The sequence below is a fragment of the Ureibacillus massiliensis 4400831 = CIP 108448 = CCUG 49529 genome (genome assembly GCF_000772965.1).
Classification (GTDB): Bacteria; Bacillota; Bacilli; order Bacillales_A; family Planococcaceae; genus Ureibacillus; species Ureibacillus massiliensis.
Genome location: NZ_JPVQ01000024.1, coordinates 22901 through 42739 on the forward strand (window position 1 = coordinate 22901; position 19839 = coordinate 42739).

Genomic DNA, 19839 nt, shown 5'->3' on the forward strand with positions numbered 1-19839 from the left:
ATGGCAGATTTCAAACCCATCGCAGAATCAAATAACTTTATAGTTTTGGATAAATATACGAAAATAGACCAACAAGGAGTTGGCTATCAAACAGAAGCTGATTTAGAACGAGAACTGATTCAAGATTTAGTAAATCAAGGTTATGAGTATCTACCAAGTTTAACTACTCCTGAAAAAATGCTTGCTAATGTCCGAGTGCAACTGCAGAACCTTAATAATGTACAATTTTCAGAAGCAGAATGGATTAGATTTTGTGGGCAGTTTTTAGATAAACCGAGTGATAACCACATTGATAAAACCCGTAAAATTCATAACGATTATATTTATGACTTTGTTTTTGATGATGGGCATATTCAAAACATTTACCTAGTAGACAAAAAGAATATTGCCAACAATAAAGTGCAGGTAATTTCGCAATTTGAACAAAAAGGAACGCAAGCCAATAGATATGATGTTACCATTTTAGTCAATGGCTTACCTTTAGTACAAGTAGAGCTTAAAAAGCGTGGGATTGCCATTCGTGAAGCATTTAACCAGGTTCACCGATACAGCAAAGAAAGCTTTAATTCCGAAAACTCTCTGTTTAAATATTTACAGATTTTTGTGATTTCTAATGGGACTGATAGCCGTTATTTTGCTAATACGACTAAACGTGATAAAAATAGTTTTGATTTCACTATGAATTGGGCAAAATCGGATAATACCCTGATTAAAGATTTAAAAGATTTTACCGCTACATTTTTTCAGAAAAATACTTTATTGAATGTTCTACTGAAATATTCCGTTTTTGATGTCAGCGATAACCTGCTGATCATGCGTCCTTATCAAATTGCCGCTACAGAAAGAATTTTATGGAAAATTGAAAGTTCATATCTAGCCAAAAAATGGCGAACCACTGAAAGTGGCGGATATATATGGCATACAACAGGTTCAGGGAAAACACTTACGAGTTTTAAAGCAGCTCGTTTGGCTACTGAACTGGATTTTATAGATAAAGTATTTTTTGTTGTAGATCGGAAAGACCTAGATTTTCAGACGATGAAAGAGTATCAGCGTTTTTCTCCTGATAGTGTTAATGGTTCAGAAAGTACCGCAGGATTAAAGCGTAATATTGAAAAAGATGATAATAAAATTATTGTGACGACCATTCAAAAACTGAATAACCTAATTAAAAGCGAAACAGAGTTACCTATATATAATAAGCAAGTGGTATTTATTTTTGATGAAGCTCACCGTTCACAATTTGGTGAAGCTCAAAAAAATATCAATAAAAAGTTTAAGAAGTTCTATCAATTTGGATTTACAGGTACGCCTATCTTCCCGCAAAATGCGTTAGGTTCTGAAACGACTGCTTCTGTCTTTGGTCGAGAGTTACACTCTTATGTCATTACGGATGCCATTAGAGATGAAAAAGTTTTAAAATTCAAAGTAGATTATAACGATGTACGTCCCAAGTTCAAAACGATTGAAAAAGAACAGGACGAGAAAAAGCTATCTGCAGCAGAAAATAAAGAAGCTTTACTGCATCCTGAACGGATTAAAGAAATTTCTCAATATATTCTTAATAATTTTAAGGTAAAAACCCATCGTTTAAATGCGAATGGAAAAGGATTTAACGCCATGTTTGCTGTGAGTAGTGTTGATGCAGCCAAACTCTACTATGAATCATTAAATAACTTACAAAAGGGAAGTAATAGACCCCTTAAGATTGCGACAATTTTCTCCTTTGCTGCTAATGAAGAGCAAAATGCTATAGGTGAAATTCTTGATGAAACTTTTGAACCTTCAGCAATGGATAGTAGTGCAAAAGAGTTTTTAAGTTTAGCCATTAAAGACTATAATGCCATGTTTAAAACCAATTATGGCGTAGATAGTAAGGAATTTCAAAATTATTATCGTGACCTTGCTAAACGAGTAAAAGACAGAGAGATTGATTTGTTGATTGTTGTTGGAATGTTTCTAACTGGTTTTGATGCACCTACATTAAATACTTTATTTGTTGATAAAAATCTTAGGTATCATGGTTTAATGCAAGCTTTTTCGAGAACAAATCGTATTTATGATTCCACCAAAACCTTTGGGAATATTGTTACTTTTAGAGACCTAGAACAAGCAACCATAGACGCCATTACTCTTTTTGGTGATAAAAACACTAAAAATGTGGTTTTGGAAAAAAGTTACAAAGAGTATATGGAAGGATTCACTGATGTTGCAACGGGTGAAGAACGTCGTGGTTATGTAGACGTAGTAAAAGAATTAAAGGAACGTTTCCCTAATGTTGATGAGATTGTTACTGAAAAGGATAAGAAAGAATTTGCTAAACTATTTGGTGAATATTTGCGTATTGAAAACATCCTACAGAACTATGATGAATTTTCAGGTTTAAAAGCTTTACAAACAGTAGATATGACTGACCCCAAAGCTTTAGAAGAATTTAAGTCTACTCACTATGTAACAGATGAAGATTTAGCTGTTATGCAAGAGATTCAAGTGTTAGAAGAAAGAGCTATTCAAGATTATCGATCTTCATATAACGATATTCGTGATTGGCTTCGTCGTGAAAAATCTGGAAAAGAAAAAGATAATTCCTCTATAGATTGGGATGATGTTGTATTTGAAGTAGATCTTTTAAAATCCCAAGAGATTAATTTAGATTATATTCTTGAACTTATTTTTGACCATAACAAAAAAGTAAAAGATAAAGCATCCTTGGTTGAAGAAGTTCGTCGCATCATTCGTTCTAGCGTAGGAAACCGTGCGAAAGAAAGCTTAGTAGTCGATTTTATCAACCAAGCTGATTTAGATAGTATTCAAGATAAAGCAAGTATTATTGATGCCTTCTTCTCATTTGCCCAAACTGAGCAAAAACGTGAAGCAGAAGAATTGATTAATACTGAAAAACTCAATGAAGAGGCTGCAAAAAGATATATTTTAAATTCATTAAAAAGAGAATATGCCAGTGAAAATGGAACGGAACTTAATGAAATTCTTCCTAAAATGAGTCCTCTTAATCCACAATATTTAACTAAAAAACAGAGCGTTTTTCAGAAAATCTCTGCATTTGTAGATAAGTTTAAGGGAGTAGGGGGTAAGATTTAATAAATCTAAAATGGAAAGGACAATGTGGAGAAATGGCAGAAATCAAATTCGAAATCACAAAACAAATCGCAGTTCTATCAGAATCACCAAAGGGATGGACAAAAGAACTTAACCTTATTAGTTGGAACGGTCGTGAACCGAAATACGACATCCGTGACTGGGCTCCAAATCATGAAAAGATGGGCAAGGGTGTTACGTTGAGTAATGAAGAGGTAGACAAGTTGATTGAAGCATTACAATCTCTTGACTAAATACAAATATTTGCAATTATACAAATATAATATGCTACTATTAAACTGGAGGGTTTTTACCTTTCAGTTATTTTTTTATTCTTAATATTGGCGGTAGGGGGTTCATAAAGTGGCATTAAAGCGAAGACAATTTCACATTAGACAATATAAGTTTACTGATGTTAAGGATGACAATGGTGTCTTAACTTTTCCGTCTGATGCAGCAATAGAACATCAAAACAGTGAAAATATTTTGTATGAAACACTTTATCGATTGTTAAATAAAACCTACGATACAAGTGAAGGTGCTAAAAATACGCTTCCGGAGTTGTTTATCTTAAACGCTAATTCCATTGATGAAAAAGATGATGACCAAGTATTGAGATATAAAAAGATCATGAGTGACGGTGTTGATATTGATAACATTCACTATATTCGCTTTGGAAAATCGAGCAGTATGGCAATGAACCAGCGTACTTTATTTGTGTGCTCAGATCTTCATACAAAATTAAAAGAAACCATCACTCTTGGGAAACAGCCAAATGAGACAGTGATATCAAAATATGAAACAGCCATAGGTTTAACACTTAGCAGCATCAATTTAGTAAAAGACTTACCAAGAATTTGCATTGTAAAGGATTTTGAAACGTCTTTAGTTGCTGATGTTAAAGTTGTTTCAAAGTTTGAGTTACGTGAAGAAGACCAAGAAGAATATCAGGTTTTTGCTAAACTTGAGCAAGAAGAGGTGGCACGAAAAGAGGCGTTTGTAGAAAAATGGGATGAAATCAAAGAATCCCGTGATTTTCTAAGCAACACTCCTCTATATGTTGGTGAAAATGCGAAATCAAAATCTGCGTGGGAACGTGAAGGCAGAAGAGTGAAAGTAGAAGAGTTGGATAAGCCAGAGGGTCACAAAGTGATTAAAAAGGAAAACAAACGTTATCCTGTTTATAAGGAAGAACAAACAGAGGAAATTCCTAATATTATTTCAAAGTTTAATGTTGGATATGACGTTAAGCTATTAGAAAATCATGAAAATGAAATTACTCCTTTTGATGGACAGGGATTCATTAGTTTTGAGTATGCTCGAAAATTATCAAAAAAATTGAAGTTAAAATACACAAGTAACGCCTTTCAAATCCGTATGCCCTATATTAAAGGTCTTATGATTACCTATGATTTGAAGTCATGGTTTAAAGAAAAAGAGGTTACTCATATTATCGACTTATGGGACAATCTCATCGATATTACCAACTTAGATATCATCATGACAGAAAGTTGCTTTAAAGCAAAATTAGAAGCGTTAGGTGAAGATGTTAAACAAAAATGGCTGTTTTCTAACATGGATGAATACATGAAACTGATTGAAAATTATGGGCATCGGTATATTGGCATTGCAAACTATGCAAAGTCAGCTAAATTGACTGATTTATATACACCTTTAACTTATCAATTTATTAATTCACTAGATATAGATTATGAGAAATTAACAGCTTTAAATACAGATATTGCCCAACTGTATCTTGATATTTTACATCACGGTGATGTTGCAAGTGTGAAAGCATTTCTGAATATGATTAAACATGAAGGAAATGAAGAAGACGTATTCCATACAGACATAGCTAAAGCAATCGATATTAATGAACGAATGATATTTGATCCGAGAGTTCAAGTATTTTTAAGAAGACAAATTTTACGGTCATTTAAAGAGTTAGCCATTGGTCGTGTTCCTGTAAAAGGAGATTATAAATTTGTCACGGGAGACTGTGTTGCTTTAGCTGAATGGATTACATATAACGATAAAGAGAAAGTAGTAGGATTTCTTCAATCAGATGAATTTTACTGCAATGGGAAAAGCGGTCAATATGTCATGATGAGGAATCCACTCACTAGTTGGCATGAAGTAAAGAAAGCGAATTTTGTTTCATCAAATAATCGATACGTTGAACATTTAAATAATGTCATTCAGTTTAACGCTGGCAAGGATTTAACAATGGCTCAATTAAGTGGATGTGATTTTGATGGAGATAAAGTGTTGTTAACGAATGAACCATTGATTTATGAGTCTGTTATTGAAGATTTTGTCATTGTGAATATTGATGATAAGACAACTGCTAATGCTAAACCATATAATCTGGATTCTATTATTGAATTTGAATTGAAAAACTTATCGAATGAAACTGCATTAGTTACGAATATTGGAACTTATTTTCAAACTCTTGCTTTAGAAGAAGGAAACTTAAGAGATCGAGAATTAGAAATTGCAACGTGTAAACAACTACAAGCAGAGTTCATCGATTCTGTAAAAAAAGGAACGAATCCAACCATTCCAGCAATTTTATTAGAAGTTGCCAATAAGAAGCCTTTCTTTCAAAAATTTATTTATGGTGGAGAAGAATATAAGTATTTAAAAATAAAAAGTCCGTTAAATCGATTAGCGATGTCATTAGATAAATGGCTGAAAAAGCAAGAAGAGAAAAAAGTGTTTATTACTGAATATCTCGATATAGATACGATGGAATTGATTACCGATATGAGCAAAGTGGATCAAAAATCATTTTTTGAATTAACAAAGAAAATTGCACCTATTTATAATGACTATGCCAAGGCAAAAGGGGAGTTATGGAAAGAAGAGAAACAAATAAATAAGTTGCGAATGTCAGATAAAGAAAGAGATCAATTGGAACACATCAATAAACAGTATAAGGATCTATATGAAAAAACAAGAAAGAAATGTGTAGCTGTTTGTGATAACGAAAGTGTTCTAGCAACAATTTGTACGTATATTGAGTATCGTTATAGTAAACAAAGCTCTGAAAATTCTAAGCTAGTGAGTCGAACGAAGTCCTATATTTTCCCTTGGATTATGGCTCCAGAAGGAATAATGGAGAACTTAAAAACGCACGAAGATGAAATAAAAGTAGATATTGTAGAAGTGCCACAGTTAAATGGACTTGAAAAAGAATATGAAGGAATAGTAAGTGTGGTAAATTGTTCTGCCAGCATTGATGATGTTCAATTCGAAACTAAACTAGCAGATGGTAATTACCGTTTGTTTAACCAAATAGGTTATCATTTTATCGATTACGATCATCAAAGAAAAACAAATGTAGAAACACTGAGTAGTGATGTAATTAAGAAAACGAACGAGGAGTCATCTATAGAGCCGTTAAAAAATTATAAATGTCGATTATTAGGAAATATTACAGATGGATATTCAGTTTCGGAGCGAATTAACCATCAAATCATTTCTTTAAATATGAATGGTAATTATCTTGGTATTTATTTAGGTAATGAGTATATTTGTGGCATTGCACAGGAAAGCTATACGAATTTAGAGAAGAAGATTATGTTGGAAAATTACATCGGTCAGTCTTTTAAAGTGTCAGTAGAAAAGATAAACACTAAAAGTTTAACTGTTTATTTGAACTCCTTGTAAAAGTATCGGGGGCTAACCGCCCCCTGCGGTGGAATAGTTGAGGTTTTAATTATTCTGAAAATTATTTCACTAAGGAGGTCAGTAAAAATGAACAATCAAACAATCGTTATTACTCAATCAAGAATGGCAGGATGGTTAATGTTTAATCGCTTTCATAAAGTTGATGAAAAAGTAGACTTGAAGGATAGTAATCGAAAAATTTACATCTTTAAGGATTCTGCAGAAATTAGGGAAGTAATGAGTAAGTATAACGAATATAAAAATCTAATAGAACAATAGTTAAAGGGAGGTCGAAACAAGATGGCTAATGCTTTAAGAAAAAATGATGATAGCTTTAAATATTTTAATAACTCGTTTAAAGTTGATGGACAAATGGTTGGTATTAGAAAAAATATGAAAACATCTGTAATTGAAGCCTTTCTAAATGGCGATTGGATAGCAATTAATAAGGAAGACTTGGAAAAGGAATATAGGGTTGACTTTAATTATCCGTATCGTCTTGAATTTTCCTATAATGGAGGAAAAACGTGGTGGGTATATAATGATGAAAAATATATGTCGGAATGGGAAAGGGAATACTTTAATAAACAAGTAGATGAATTTTCCGAATGGGAGTTAAAAAATGCTATAGCTTTAGAGGAAGCAAGGGCTAATGATCCAGCATATTGGGAGAGATTGGCTGAGGAATATGAACAGTTCATGCAAACAGAAGCAGAATACTATCGTAGTAAAAATAAAGATAACGACAGTAGTAATGTTATTGATATTTCAGATATTTTTAAAAATGATGATACCCCATCATGGAGAGAATTGTCAGGGGAGGATTTACCTGATAGTAAAAATGTTAGAAAACAAGCTGCTCCGAATTATGAACAATATTTTGAAATAATGGGCAATAGTAAAAAGTTTCAGCCTATTTGGTATGGTAAGGATATTTTAGAAAACCGTATGCAGGCTTTTTATGATGGAACTTATTTATACAGGTATGATAATGGTGTTTATGTTAATGACGGGGAAGCATACTTAAGACAAATATCCACTAAATTACTTGATGATGAATATAGAAAAAATCGAGTAAATGAAGTCAGGCATTATATAGAGTCCTATACATATACTCAAAAAACAGATGTGAATAATTTTGATGATTATATAAACCTTAAAAATGGATTATTAAATTGGAAGACAGGAGAGTTAGTCGAACATACTCCAGATAGGCTAAGTACAATTCAATTCCCGATAACATATGATCCGAAAGCAAATGACCCTATTGTTATGGATTTTATTAATTCTGTCCTTGAAAAAGACACGCATCTGACGTTGTTTGAAATGATAGGATATTTTTTAACTCCAACTACAGAATATGAAAAAATCTTTCTATTTACTGGAACTGGGAGCAATGGGAAGTCAGTATTAATAAATACAATTGAAGCAATGTTAGGTAAATCGAATATCTCCAAAGTTAAATTACAAGATTTAGAAGGAGATCGGTCAAGATTTAAAATTGCAGAATTGTATGGAAAAGTATTAAATTGTTTTACTGACATACCTAATAATATGCTTACTTCAACAGGAAACTTAAAGGTTATTGCTAGTGGAGAAGGATTAAATGCTGAAAAAAAGGGGAAAGACCCATTTGATTTTGAACCGTTTTGTAAATTACTATTCAGTGCCAATGAATTACCTAAAACTAATGACAATTCAAACGGTTTTTTTAGAAGAATGATGGTATTTCCATTTACAAGAATATTTACTGAAAAAGAAAGAGATACAAAATTAATTCAAAAATTAACGACACCTGAAGCATTATCAACTTTATTTAATTATGCATTAGCAGGATTGCAACGACTCGATCAACAAGGACAATTCACAGCTTCAGAGACAATTACTGACCAAGTAAAATCATATCAAAAGGAATCAGATGTGATAATGTTGTTTATTGAAGAAGAGTGTGTGATTGGAAATGATCCAATTAGCCAAACGCCATATAAAATTGAAAGAAAAGAGTTACACAATATTTATGTCAATTGGTGTAAAGAAAATGGTTATAAATCAGAATCGGCAATAGCATTTAATAAGCAGGTTGAATCAAAATTTAAAGATAAAATCCATTGGAAGAAGGCGAAAAAGGGAGAGAACTCAGTACCTTTTTGGTTTGGAATTAAAGCATAAAAGTTTCCTGTTTCCTATTAAGTTTCAATTTATCCAAATCCTCTAACAAGATTGGAAACCGTGTAAAGCTATTAATATCAGTATTTTAACGAATTGGTTTCCTAGTTTCCTAATTTTCTTACTCTTAAGGAATTTGAAATTAATAATAAAATGTACTATATAATATTTTGCAATACTGTGTAAGGAATTATTTAAATAGGAAACGTGGAAACCCATCGATAAGAACCTTATGTATCAACTGTTTTATGCATTGGTATTTTACATGGAGTAAAAATAAAATGAAACTCATCTTGGAAACTTTTATATACAATAGATTGCACAGAGCCACTCCTATAGTGGTTCTTTTTTTATGCTCAAAATTAGAATGGAGGATTATAAATGAACAGTAGACAAAAGTTATCACAAGTGAAACGATTTGCAAAATCAAAGGTAAAGGAGTTTCATCAGCTCATACCTTCTGAAATCCATAATGTGATTGATTGGTCTAATATTAATTTGCATATGGACAATTACACATACAGTAATGATGGTATGCAATTAATATCGGTTTTGTATGATGAGAAATTAGTATCTGACCCTGAGCAATTACAAGACCAATTAGAAGAAATCAGCATCCAACATAAACTAGGCATGTATGTAACCGTAGATGAAGAAATGGGGATGATTTATTTTTTCAATAAAGCATTAAATAATCATATTCGAGTGTACCGTTTGATGGCATATGACGAGGATAATTTTGTTCAGCATTGGATGAAACGACTTCCTTTTATAGACTCTAACAAGTTAACGGACATCTTATCATTATTGAAAGAATTAAAATTTACTAGTGATGATGTGTTTGTTCAATTAACGATGGAGGAAAATAATGACTTTGTAGATAATACTACGCTTGAAGGAATCATCAAAAAAGTAACGGATAAAGAAGTGATATTAGAATCTGTTGGTGAAGCAAAGTTTGAAACGGTTGTAAAGGTTTCTGAAGAGTGGAAATTAACAAAAACTGATCACTGGCAACGACAATATCAAGATATATTAATTGAACTATAAAGGAGAATATGAAATATGGAAGATTTTAAAGTAATGTTGGAAGAAGTAAAAGAAATATTGGCAGAAGGATATAAACAACGTGGTAAGGTGGATATTGCCACATTTATTGAACAAGTTGATACAGATGCAGTAATAAAATTGGCTGAACCACTTATTCAGAGCCAACTAAAACAATTAAATATGACCAATGAGGAATGGGCTTCTCTTTAATGAGAGGCTCTTTTTGTTTTATAGAGGAGGTAGAATGATGCAAATAGAAATGCAACATGTTGAAGTATTAATTCCTTATACAAAAAACGCTCGACATAATGAGAAGGCAGTGGATAAGGTTGCTTCAAGTATTCAAGAATTTGGCTTCAAGAATCCGATTATTGTGGACGAACACAATGAAATTATTGCTGGGCATACAAGGTTGTTAGCGGCAAAGAAACTAGGAATTACGGAAGTACCTACAATAAAAGTAGATGATTTAACACCTGAACAAATAAAAGCATTTCGAATCGCTGATAATAAGACAGCTGAAATTGCTGAGTGGGACTATGAATTATTAGCACAGGAATTAGAAGAATTGAAGTTGGCTGATTATAATCTAGAACTTACTGGCTTTGATTTTTCTGAAGCAGAGGAATTGTTGGATAGCTTGAAGGATGAAAATGATCATGCAGAAGCAGATGATTTTGAGATTGAACTTCCAGAAAATCCGATATCTCAAAAAGGTGATGTCTGGTTACTTGGTAAACATCGATTAGTATGCGGTGACAGTACGAAAGTAGATGATGTAACAATATTAATGGATGGAGAAAAAGCAAGCATGGTATTTACCGATCCTCCGTGGAATGTTAACTACGGTGCTATTAAAGAGGGGAATCCTCAAGGGTATAAACCACGAACAATAAAAAATGATTTTATGCCGACAGAAGATTTTAAAGAGTTTATGAATCAGGCTTTTCAAGTTATGAATCAATTTTCAAAAGAAGGTTGTATGACCTATGTTGTGATGTCCGCTCAAGAATGGGGTAATCTCATGCTTACATTAACAGAGAATGGCTACCATTGGTCATCAACAATCATTTGGAATAAAGATAGTATCGTACTTTCGAGAAAAGATTATCACACAAAGTATGAGCCGATTTGGTATGGATGGAAAGAGGGACAAGCACGATTACACCCACTTAAAGATAGAAAGCAAGGGGATGTATGGGATATTCCAAGACCAAAAGTATCTGAACTCCATCCCACAATGAAGCCAATTCAACTTGTCGTACAAGCCATTAAAAATAGCAGCAATATGAATGATATTGTACTTGATTTATTCGGAGGTAGTGGAAGCACACTTATAGCTTGTCAAGAAACCGACCGTGTTTGCAGAACGATGGAGTTGGACGAAAAATATGCGGATGTGATTGTGAATAGATACATAGATTATGTGGGTGGTAACGGGGATGTTTATTTAATTAGAGATGGTAAAAAAATAGCATATTCGGAATTGACTACTCTGCAATAATTAACTTGCTTTCATCTGTGTTTTAAGTGACTAATGTTAACACAAAACAAACACAGGAGGCAGGTCTAATGGATAGAAAAGAAATAGTAAAAGCGATAGGGGAGCATTTCGGTGTAAAGCCTAAATATTTAGGTGCTCCAAATTTTAACTATCAAATTGAAACAGAACATGAAACATTCATTGTAGATCGAGAAGGACAGATTACAACTTCAGAAGGTAGAAATGTAGAATTTGAAGCATTGTTAAACGGAATGATTGAAGAGGAAGTGGCTACTCCTGAAGCAGAAGAATCTAAAGGATTATCAATAGCAGTTACAATGAATGGTCATACAGGAATTAGTCTTACAAACTTAGTAAATATGATAAATAGCAAACAATCATTGATAAAGAAGGCATTGGAAATTGAAGAAGATATCGTAAGTGATAAATTGGTAACTACTTTGAATGAAGCAAAAGTTGGAACGATAGAGGAGTTTCAGAAGGCAATTTGTGATACGAAGTGTTCATGTGTAGATTTCAATTTTGACTATAACGAAATTACATTCAAGTTTTTTAGAGAAAGAGATTCGCCTGAGAAAATAAAGGCTTATACCCAGCTTGTAGAACTATTGAGCGAAAAGGCACAAAAGCTAAAAAATGCATCGGCTAAAGAGAAGGCAACCGATAACGAAAAATTTACCTTCCGAGTGTGGCTTAACCGATTAGGGATGATCGGGGATGAGTATAAGGAAACGAGAAAGCTTCTTTTGCAAAACCTAACAGGCAACTCAGCCTTCCGATATGGCAAACCTGAAAAGGAAACGAACATTTGGGAGTAACGTCCCCTTTTTTCTTTGCCTGTGTGGGCTTGATTAGGAAAGATGGATGAATTAGTTTAGAATAGAAAGATAACCCCTATATATGGCAACGTGTGGCAAAAGTGAGAGTAATAGAAATAATTAATACTAGTTGATTGTCTATTTGGTAATATATACTTAAAAACGAGGCGAAGATAAATGGATAATCAAACTGTGTTAAGTGCCTTATCAAAAATTCCTGAATTAAGAATTAATAGGCACGAAAAAAATGAGTTGTATAATGTTGAATGTATAACTCGTAACCCTCATCATAGAAGGAAAAATATTGTTGGTGATATAAATCCGGGTGGAAGAAGTTTCATCTTATACAATAATGGTAAATGGGTCTCTAAAAATAAACTTGGCATTCAAAACCTAGATCAATTATTGGAATGGGTAAAAAAAGATATCGATCACCTTTCACGTTAATAAACTATTGACTTAATTCACATTCAGAGCGAACATGTGACAAACTTAATAAGGAGTTGGTACACATGGGGAAAACAAAGATTGATATGGTTATTCGCTTCCTAAAGGATATGCAGATTGAAAAGGTGTGCGTATTCGGAGAAGAAGATGCAAAGGATCATGTTGAGTTGTTGCAGAAGGTGATTGACGATATTGAGATGTTTTATGAAGTTGAATTGGAAGAATAGCAAGGGAAGGGGCTGAGAAATCGGCTTCTTTTTTGTTTAGATACAAGGAAAATTGAATGATTATGTAGAAATTTATTTAAGGAGTAAATTGGGGGTCTATGTAACTATGCTCACAGAAAATGATGTAATATCAGCAGTTTGTAGGTATCTTCAGAATAAGCAATTTGAGATAAAACAGGCTTTACATACTTCCGAAAAAGGTATAGATATAATTGCAAAAAATAATAATTTTACGTTGTTTATTGAAGCGAAAGGAGCAACTAGTGCTCTAAAAACATCGAGTAGATATGGCAAACCATTTAATAAAAATCAAATTAAGAGCCATGTAGGACAAGCATTATTAGCAGTAATGAAGATTGCGACTGAACACAATGATAAGGAAAAAGTTAATGTTGGGATAGCACTACCTGATAATGAAGGTCATAGAGAGCTTATTTCAGAAATTTGGTTTGCAGTTGAAAAATTAGGGATTTACATATTTTGGGTAAAAGATTCAAATAAAGTGGAGAGTACTTTGGAATGGAGTAAATAATCAAAAGGAGATTGCTATTATGGAGAATAATGAGATAATATCTTTTTTAAGAGATAAGGGTGTAAAAAATCCTGAAAATCCTAAGGTAGATGATATGATAAAGATTTTTGAAATTTTATCTGAAGGTAAAGACGAATTTAATAAAGATATATTTAAAGAATACTCTAAAACGGTTAATCCATCAGTGCAATCAGTAATTGATGGTATGAAAAGTTTTGCAAAAGAACATGTTAGTAAAGAATATATAAATTCAATAAACAAAGTAATAGACCAATTAAATAAGGAATATGAAAAAGCGAAAACTGAAGAAGAAAAAAATAAAATATATGATAAAATTGAAAAATTACTAGATAGAATTAAAGAAGAAACACATGAACAACGAGAATGGTTAAAGACATTAGGTAAATATGGACTTGGTGCTGCTGTAATAATAGGGGGGATTGGAATCGTAACTATTACTCGTAATACAGAAGTGCTAAAAAAGGGTTTACAAGTATTAAATGACAATAAAAATTTAATTAAATAAAAGTAGATTGGAAGCCATGTATCAATTACATTGGCTTTTTTCTTTTGGAGGTGAGGTGAAAATGAAGAAGAACGTAAAGCCGACTAAATACGATACAAATGTAGTACATAGATTAGATGAAATAAGACAATGGATTGCTGATGGCTGGACTGATGAACAAATTGCAAATGAACTGGATATCAATCCATCAACTTTTTACGATTATCAAAAGAAACATCCTGATTTTGCAAAAGCAACGCATAGATTGAGCAAATGGGAAACCCATGTGCAACCTAGGTTAAAGGAGATTCAACAGTGGTGTTGTGAAGGACTTACGGATGATGTGATTTGTGAGAAATTAGGCATTGTACCTTCAACTTGGTATAAGTATCAGAATGAACATCCAACCCTTAAAGAGGTTGTAAACTGGGGCAAGTCTGTTATGGATTCCCGCGTGGAAAATTCATTATTAAGGGCAGCACTCGGTTATGAATTTGAAGAAGTAAAAACGATCATCGAGGAAGATAAAAATGGCAAGAAGAAAACGAGGGTGGAGAAAGTAAAAAGGTATCAACCACCAAATCCGACAGCCATGATCTTTTGGTTAAAGAATCGTAAGAAGGATGAATGGAACGACCGCAGAGAAGTCATCTTGGATACGAAGCAAAGTGAAGAGGAACGTAAACGCTTGTTCCTTGAGATGATTGAGGAAGATAACGATACGATTGAAGCAGATTACGTATTAATAGAAGAAAGTGCTGATAGCCAAGCTGATGAAAGCGTGAGGATACCAACCGATGATAGTGTGGAACGATAATGTTATGTTGTGAGTTATTCGATAGATAAATGCCCAAATTGAACCGGAATATTGCAAAATAAACGCCAAAATCACAACATAATGATAGTTATGTATTGAGTTGCTTTCCCTTTGAATGAATTATATGATGTGTAACAACAAAGGGAAGGATGGTGCAGAATATGCAATATCTGAACGGTTTTGAGCATTATTTACGGGGCAAGGACAAAAGTGATAACACAATTTCCTGCTACTTGAGGGACATGAAACAATTCATTGGTTGGTATAGTACGAAAACGGAGCATGGAATCAATAAAATCATAGAATTGGATGCGGTTGAGTACAAGAAACACCTTCAAAAAGGTCAACAAGCAATCATAACAATTAATCGAAAGCTCGCCAGTTTGAATGTATTCTTACACTGGATGAAGGAAGCAGGGCATATAAAGGAAGAAATCAGCGTTAAACCGATAAAAAACAGAGAAGTCATTACTTATAAGGGACTTGAACAACAAGATATATGGAAGTTACGGAAGGAAATCCACCGACAAGGGAATCTGATGCATATCTGCATAATAGAGTTGTTGCTGCAAACAGGTATAAGGGTAAGCGAACTGGTCAATATCAGGCTCACAGATATAGAAATAACAGAGCGAAAAGGTACATTAGCTGTAATAGGAAAAGGAAATGTAAAACGTACCCTGCCATTAAATAAGGATGTCAGAAAAGCAATTGAACGATATCTACCAGAACGACCTGAAGCCGATACAGACCACCTATTAATTGGTCAACGAGGAGCATTGCAACGAAACGCCATCAACCTAATACTTAGCCATTACGGTGATAGATTGAATATAAAGGTAACTCCGCACATGATTCGCCATACACTAGGTCACACACTTGTGAAGCAACAGGTAGAAATTACAACGATCCAACAAATATTTGGACATTCGAATATCCAGACGACCAATATCTATACAGTAACAACTGATAAAGAAATGGAACAAGCTCTAGAGAGTGTTGAGTGGTGATACTAGCCACTCTTTTTGTCGTTCTAGGGGGTACTTCTATTTAGGAAAATGGGGCTGGTACCAACAGGAGCAGAAATTTTTTTGACATTTTTTCATATAAAGTAATATTATAGAAATAGTATTTTGTAAGATAAGATACTCCCAATATAAAAAAGGGGGCTAGGAAATGTTAAACCTTCAAAGAATGGATTCTATAATTTTATCAAAATATATTTTAGGATATATCAATGAAATGGGTTTAGAAGTCAATCATTTAAAATTACAAAAATTAATATATTATGTTGATGCATGGCATATGGTTTTTCTAAAGGAACCTCTAATAGATGAAGACTTTGAGGCATGGATGCACGGTCCCGTAGTTAGAAATGTTTGGAATTATTATAAAGAAAAATCGATCTTAAACGCAGTCATTCCTAGTTCTGAAGAAACAATAAGTCTAGAAAATTACTTAAGCGAAGAACAAATACAAGTTATTAATGATGTACTTGATGAATATGGAAATAAAACACCTTATTATTTAGAATGCCTTACACATGAAGAAAAACCATGGCTAACGGCTCGTATTGGATATGCACCTAGTGATAGATGTGAAGAAAGAATATCAAAAAATATAATGAAGGAATATTACACGGAAAAACTTTATGGGGAAACCGAAACAGAAATTTAACATTCCTACACAAAAGCGAAATCAAAGTTTATTAAAAGGTGTTTCAGATAGCCCAACAGCTAAACAAAATGAACAAACTATAAACGATTATTTTTTAATTAGTTTAAAGTATTTAGATAGAACACAGGGTCAGGATTTTTCAGAATGGGAACAAGAAAACCTGTTAGCTAAAGCAATGGAAACCTTAAGAAATTATTCTCATAATTCATTAGTTTCACAGGTGGATGGAAAAAAGTTTAATATTTATGGAGAATTTCCTCCAAAGAAAAAAACAGAGTTTAATCATCCAAAACATGTTCCTGAAGATGCAGAGTGGGCGAGGATACATGTTACGGGAAAACAATGTATTATTGGATTTGTTAATAGAAATATTTTTAATGTAGTATTTCTAGATAAAGAACATAAGTTTTGGAAGAGCGAAAAGAAACACACATAATTTTAATTGGGGGTTATTATATTAAAACAGAATATAATCTTTTACTTCTATACCTTCAAAAACATTTCACCAACCAAAAAATCAAACAACTCATCGAAGAGTTTTCCTTTTCAGAACTTCGGAAGTTACTCGGTGAATTAGACATTGAATTTTTCGCATTATGTTATTTTCCAAAATACTTTGACCGCAAGTTTGGTCAATTTCATCAGGAACTTTTCACAGAATTACGATATATGCTTTCTAATCAAGGATTAATCAACGCTTTCGGACTTCCACGGGAACACGGAAAGTCAACGATTAATTCTTTTTTATTTCCTCTGTATGCCACTCTTTATGACAAGTCACAATTCACATTAATCATTTCAGCAACTGAACAAATTGCTTTGCCATTCCTAGATATGATTAAGGATGAGCTTGAGAATAATCAATTGCTCATTGAGGATTTTGGCATTCAGAAAGGCAATCGCTGGAACAATAATGAAATATGGATTAAATCGAGAAGTGGTATAGATAGCTGTATTATGATTAGGGGAATTGACGGTTCATTACGTGGTGTCCATTACAAACAACATCGTCCAACCTTAGTTTTATTGGATGACTTGTTAAAAGACGATACTGCAAAATCAGAATCAAAACGTGAACAAGTGAAATCAACTTTTCGTGATGTAGTCATTCCGATTGGTACGAGGGATACGAATATTTTAGTAGTCGGTACTATTCTACATGAAGAAGATTTGATGTCTGATTTATTAAAGGGTCGAATACCTGGAGTTAGAAGTATGAAGAAGGCAGCGATTAATCAATGGTCAGAACGAGATGATTTATGGTCGGAGTGGGAGAAACAATATAATAATTTATTAGACCAAGACAGAATCAATACAGCTCTGTCTTTTTTTAATGCTCATAAAGAGGAAATGCTTGAGGGAACAGAAATTTTATGGAATGAATATTTGGATTATTATTATCTGATGTGTAAGAAACAAGCAATGGGCGACAAATCATTTTATAAAGAAATGCAAAATGATCCACGTTCAACGGATGATTACATTTTCCAAAATATTGAGTATTGGAGCGTGTTGCCTGAGTTTGATGAAATGGAAGTGGTAATGTATATTGACCCTGCGATTAAAGCGGGAAAGAAAAACGATTATTCCGCTATCACTATATTAGGTCAACATCGGAAAACAAAGCAACGATATGTGATAGATGGAACTGTACATAAGTTATTACCTGATGATTTATTTCAAGAAGTTATTAACAAGTTGTCCACATTTCCTGTAGAGAAAATTGGCTTTGAAACGAACCAAGCACAAAGTTACATGAAGCAGAAGTTTGAGGAAGCTCTTTGGAAGGCAAAAATCTATTTACCAATAGAAAGCATACATACGAAAGGGCAAAAACATGAACGAATTGTAAGTTTAGAGCCCGATGTGAAGAAGGGACACATCCTATTCAATCAGTTAAATATTAGGTATAATAACCAAATAAAGGATTATAACAAACATTGCAAACACGATGATGCTCCAGATAGTTTATATGGAGCTGTTCAGTTGGTGCAGTCGGTGAAAAGTTTGAAGTTTTATGATAGGACTCTACTATTCTAATAATTTTAATCAATTAAATTTAAATATTAGTAGAGTCCAAATAAAGGAGATGGATTCCAGTGATATGTAAAAAATGTAAAACAGAAAATCAAGAAGATAGTCTTTTTTGTAACAAATGTGGTGCGAGCTTATCTGATGATCATGCTCAAGAAAAGGAAATTAAATGGTATAACAAGAAAAAGAATATTGTTTTAAGTGCTACAATTCTCATAATAGCGATACTTATTTTATCAGTTGTTTTTACCTTTAATAATCCTGTATCAGCATTTAAAAGTAATATAAGTAATAATGATTATGAAGAAGCAAATAAGATATATACAGAAAAAATTAAGGGGGACACAGAAAAGGAAAATAGTATTCTATCCTATCTGGAAGATGAAATTGCCAATATTCAAAAGTCATTCATTGAAGGAGCAATTGATTATAAAGTAGCAACGACTCGGCTTGAAACTATTAAAAAAACAAACTTGGTATCGAGTGATATAAGTAGCGCTATTAGAGAAATTAATAATCTGAACGATTCAAGAATTGCTTTTAGTAATGCGGAGGAGTTTTTGAAGAATAATGATTTTGTTAATGCTTTAAAGGAATATAAAAAAGTCATAAAAGAAGATACAAATTATAACAAGTCTCAAGAACAGATAACTAATAATGAGAAGAAATACAAAGAGCAAGTATTAAAAGATGCAGATAGCTTTGCTAAAAATCAGGATTACGAAGGTGCTTTGAAGATAATAAAAGAAGCTTTAATCATAATACCTAAAGATGCAGAATTAACCGCTAAAGATACCGTGTATCAAGAAGCATACGATAAAAAGTTAGCTACTGAAAGAAAACAGAAGATGGATGAGCTCAAATCTAAACAGGAACTAGAAGTAGTTGGTACCAAAGTTGTTCCAGATTATTTTGAAATCAATGATCAAGCTTCAGTCATCGTAACGAACAAAACACAAAAAGTCATTAAGTATTTTGAAATAGGAATTTTAATGTATGACGCAAATGGATATCCTCTTAAATCAGGAACACTTGCAGGAGATGATTTACTTTTTAAAGGTAAAGCTGAATCAGTCAATATACAACCAGGTGAAACGTTTGGTAATAATAGTGCATGGAATTTATATACAGATTACGGAACAGTCAGTGAAATAATTGCTTGTGTAAAAAAAGTTGAATATTATGATGGAAGTTCATGGACAAATGAATACTATGATTATTGGGAAGAGGAATATTTAGGGAATCCAATTAAATAAAATGAAACTCGCTATAGTCTGTACTTTATCGTACAGGC

The 19839-nt window shown here is 32.9% G+C and carries 19 protein-coding genes; all 19 read left to right on the plus strand.

All coding sequences use genetic code 11. The features are described 5' to 3' along the window. Positions 1–3099, plus strand: a complete 3099-nt coding sequence (locus tag CD30_RS12580; protein WP_036177515.1) for an HsdR family type I site-specific deoxyribonuclease — start codon at positions 1–3, stop codon at positions 3097–3099. Between the two features lie 32 nt (positions 3100–3131). Further along, positions 3132–3350: a YdbC family protein gene (locus tag CD30_RS12585; RefSeq protein ID WP_036177518.1), complete on the plus strand. Its 219-nt coding sequence runs from the start codon at positions 3132–3134 to the stop codon at positions 3348–3350. 109 nt (positions 3351–3459) lie between these two features. After that, positions 3460–6768, plus strand: a complete 3309-nt coding sequence (locus CD30_RS12590) for an RNA dependent RNA polymerase (RefSeq protein ID WP_036177521.1) — start codon at positions 3460–3462, stop codon at positions 6766–6768. Between the two features lie 87 nt (positions 6769–6855). Next, complete coding sequence (locus tag CD30_RS12595) at positions 6856–7047, plus strand: DUF5659 domain-containing protein (protein ID WP_036177523.1); 192 nt, start codon at positions 6856–6858, stop codon at positions 7045–7047. Between the two features lie 21 nt (positions 7048–7068). Beyond that, a complete protein-coding gene (locus CD30_RS12600; RefSeq protein ID WP_036177526.1) occupies positions 7069–8937 on the plus strand; it encodes a DNA primase family protein in 1869 nt (622 codons plus the stop codon). Between the two features lie 378 nt (positions 8938–9315). After that, positions 9316–9984 carry a hypothetical protein gene (locus tag CD30_RS12605; RefSeq protein ID WP_036177528.1) on the plus strand — a complete coding sequence of 223 codons (669 nt, stop codon included), beginning with the start codon at positions 9316–9318 and terminating at the stop codon, positions 9982–9984. A 15-nt stretch (positions 9985–9999) separates the two neighbouring features. Beyond that, a complete protein-coding gene (locus CD30_RS12610) occupies positions 10000–10194 on the plus strand; it encodes a hypothetical protein (protein ID WP_036177531.1) in 195 nt (64 codons plus the stop codon). A gap of 37 nt (positions 10195–10231) precedes the next feature. Further along, entirely contained in the window at positions 10232–11488 is a 1257-nt protein-coding gene (locus CD30_RS12615) for a DNA modification methylase (RefSeq protein WP_036177533.1), read from the plus strand. 68 nt (positions 11489–11556) lie between these two features. Beyond that, complete coding sequence (locus tag CD30_RS12620; RefSeq protein ID WP_036177536.1) at positions 11557–12306, plus strand: hypothetical protein; 750 nt, start codon at positions 11557–11559, stop codon at positions 12304–12306. Positions 12307–12483: 177 nt separating this feature from the next. Then, positions 12484–12753: a hypothetical protein gene (locus CD30_RS12625; RefSeq protein WP_036177538.1), complete on the plus strand. Its 270-nt coding sequence runs from the start codon at positions 12484–12486 to the stop codon at positions 12751–12753. Positions 12754–12818: 65 nt separating this feature from the next. After that, complete coding sequence (locus tag CD30_RS20325; protein ID WP_170215835.1) at positions 12819–12980, plus strand: hypothetical protein; 162 nt, start codon at positions 12819–12821, stop codon at positions 12978–12980. Positions 12981–13086: 106 nt separating this feature from the next. Then, complete coding sequence (locus tag CD30_RS12630; RefSeq protein ID WP_036177541.1) at positions 13087–13512, plus strand: hypothetical protein; 426 nt, start codon at positions 13087–13089, stop codon at positions 13510–13512. Positions 13513–13531: 19 nt separating this feature from the next. Continuing rightward, positions 13532–14038: a hypothetical protein gene (locus CD30_RS12635; RefSeq protein ID WP_036177543.1), complete on the plus strand. Its 507-nt coding sequence runs from the start codon at positions 13532–13534 to the stop codon at positions 14036–14038. A 61-nt stretch (positions 14039–14099) separates the two neighbouring features. Continuing rightward, positions 14100–14834, plus strand: a complete 735-nt coding sequence (locus CD30_RS12640) for a helix-turn-helix domain-containing protein (RefSeq protein WP_052126194.1) — start codon at positions 14100–14102, stop codon at positions 14832–14834. A 161-nt stretch (positions 14835–14995) separates the two neighbouring features. Next, positions 14996–15844: a tyrosine-type recombinase/integrase gene (locus CD30_RS12645; protein WP_036177546.1), complete on the plus strand. Its 849-nt coding sequence runs from the start codon at positions 14996–14998 to the stop codon at positions 15842–15844. Between the two features lie 166 nt (positions 15845–16010). Beyond that, positions 16011–16511 (plus strand): Panacea domain-containing protein, encoded by a 501-nt coding sequence (locus CD30_RS12650; RefSeq protein WP_036177549.1) that lies wholly within the window; start codon positions 16011–16013, stop codon positions 16509–16511. Then, positions 16486–16947 (plus strand): hypothetical protein, encoded by a 462-nt coding sequence (locus CD30_RS12655; RefSeq protein ID WP_052126195.1) that lies wholly within the window; start codon positions 16486–16488, stop codon positions 16945–16947. The genes CD30_RS12650 and CD30_RS12655 overlap by 26 nt, the downstream gene beginning before the upstream one ends. Next, positions 16920–18551 (plus strand): phage terminase large subunit, encoded by a 1632-nt coding sequence (gene terL, locus CD30_RS12660; protein ID WP_235802058.1) that lies wholly within the window; start codon positions 16920–16922, stop codon positions 18549–18551. The genes CD30_RS12655 and terL overlap by 28 nt, the downstream gene beginning before the upstream one ends. Positions 18552–18610: 59 nt before the next feature. Then, complete coding sequence (locus CD30_RS12665; RefSeq protein ID WP_036177551.1) at positions 18611–19801, plus strand: DUF5780 domain-containing protein; 1191 nt, start codon at positions 18611–18613, stop codon at positions 19799–19801. Positions 19802–19839 lie beyond the last annotated feature (38 nt).

Excerpts from the sequence above, each read along its gene's own strand:
- CD30_RS12580 (WP_036177515.1), top strand. The coding sequence starts at position 1 with ATGGCAGATTTCAAACCCATCGCAGAATCAAATAACTTTATAGTTTTG.
- CD30_RS12585 (WP_036177518.1), top strand. The coding sequence starts at position 3,132 with ATGGCAGAAATCAAATTCGAAATCACAAAACAAATCGCAGTTCTATCA.
- CD30_RS12595 (WP_036177523.1), top strand. The coding sequence starts at position 6,856 with ATGAACAATCAAACAATCGTTATTACTCAATCAAGAATGGCAGGATGG.
- CD30_RS12600 (WP_036177526.1), top strand. The coding sequence starts at position 7,069 with ATGGCTAATGCTTTAAGAAAAAATGATGATAGCTTTAAATATTTTAAT.
- CD30_RS12605 (WP_036177528.1), top strand. The coding sequence starts at position 9,316 with ATGAACAGTAGACAAAAGTTATCACAAGTGAAACGATTTGCAAAATCA.
- CD30_RS12610 (WP_036177531.1), top strand. The coding sequence starts at position 10,000 with ATGGAAGATTTTAAAGTAATGTTGGAAGAAGTAAAAGAAATATTGGCA.
- CD30_RS12615 (WP_036177533.1), top strand. The coding sequence starts at position 10,232 with ATGCAAATAGAAATGCAACATGTTGAAGTATTAATTCCTTATACAAAA.
- CD30_RS12620 (WP_036177536.1), top strand. The coding sequence starts at position 11,557 with ATGGATAGAAAAGAAATAGTAAAAGCGATAGGGGAGCATTTCGGTGTA.
- CD30_RS12625 (WP_036177538.1), top strand. The coding sequence starts at position 12,484 with ATGGATAATCAAACTGTGTTAAGTGCCTTATCAAAAATTCCTGAATTA.
- CD30_RS20325 (WP_170215835.1), top strand. The coding sequence starts at position 12,819 with ATGGGGAAAACAAAGATTGATATGGTTATTCGCTTCCTAAAGGATATG.
- CD30_RS12630 (WP_036177541.1), top strand. The coding sequence starts at position 13,087 with ATGCTCACAGAAAATGATGTAATATCAGCAGTTTGTAGGTATCTTCAG.
- CD30_RS12635 (WP_036177543.1), top strand. The coding sequence starts at position 13,532 with ATGGAGAATAATGAGATAATATCTTTTTTAAGAGATAAGGGTGTAAAA.
- CD30_RS12640 (WP_052126194.1), top strand. The coding sequence starts at position 14,100 with ATGAAGAAGAACGTAAAGCCGACTAAATACGATACAAATGTAGTACAT.
- CD30_RS12645 (WP_036177546.1), top strand. The coding sequence starts at position 14,996 with ATGCAATATCTGAACGGTTTTGAGCATTATTTACGGGGCAAGGACAAA.
- CD30_RS12650 (WP_036177549.1), top strand. The coding sequence starts at position 16,011 with ATGTTAAACCTTCAAAGAATGGATTCTATAATTTTATCAAAATATATT.
- CD30_RS12655 (WP_052126195.1), top strand. The coding sequence starts at position 16,486 with ATGGGGAAACCGAAACAGAAATTTAACATTCCTACACAAAAGCGAAAT.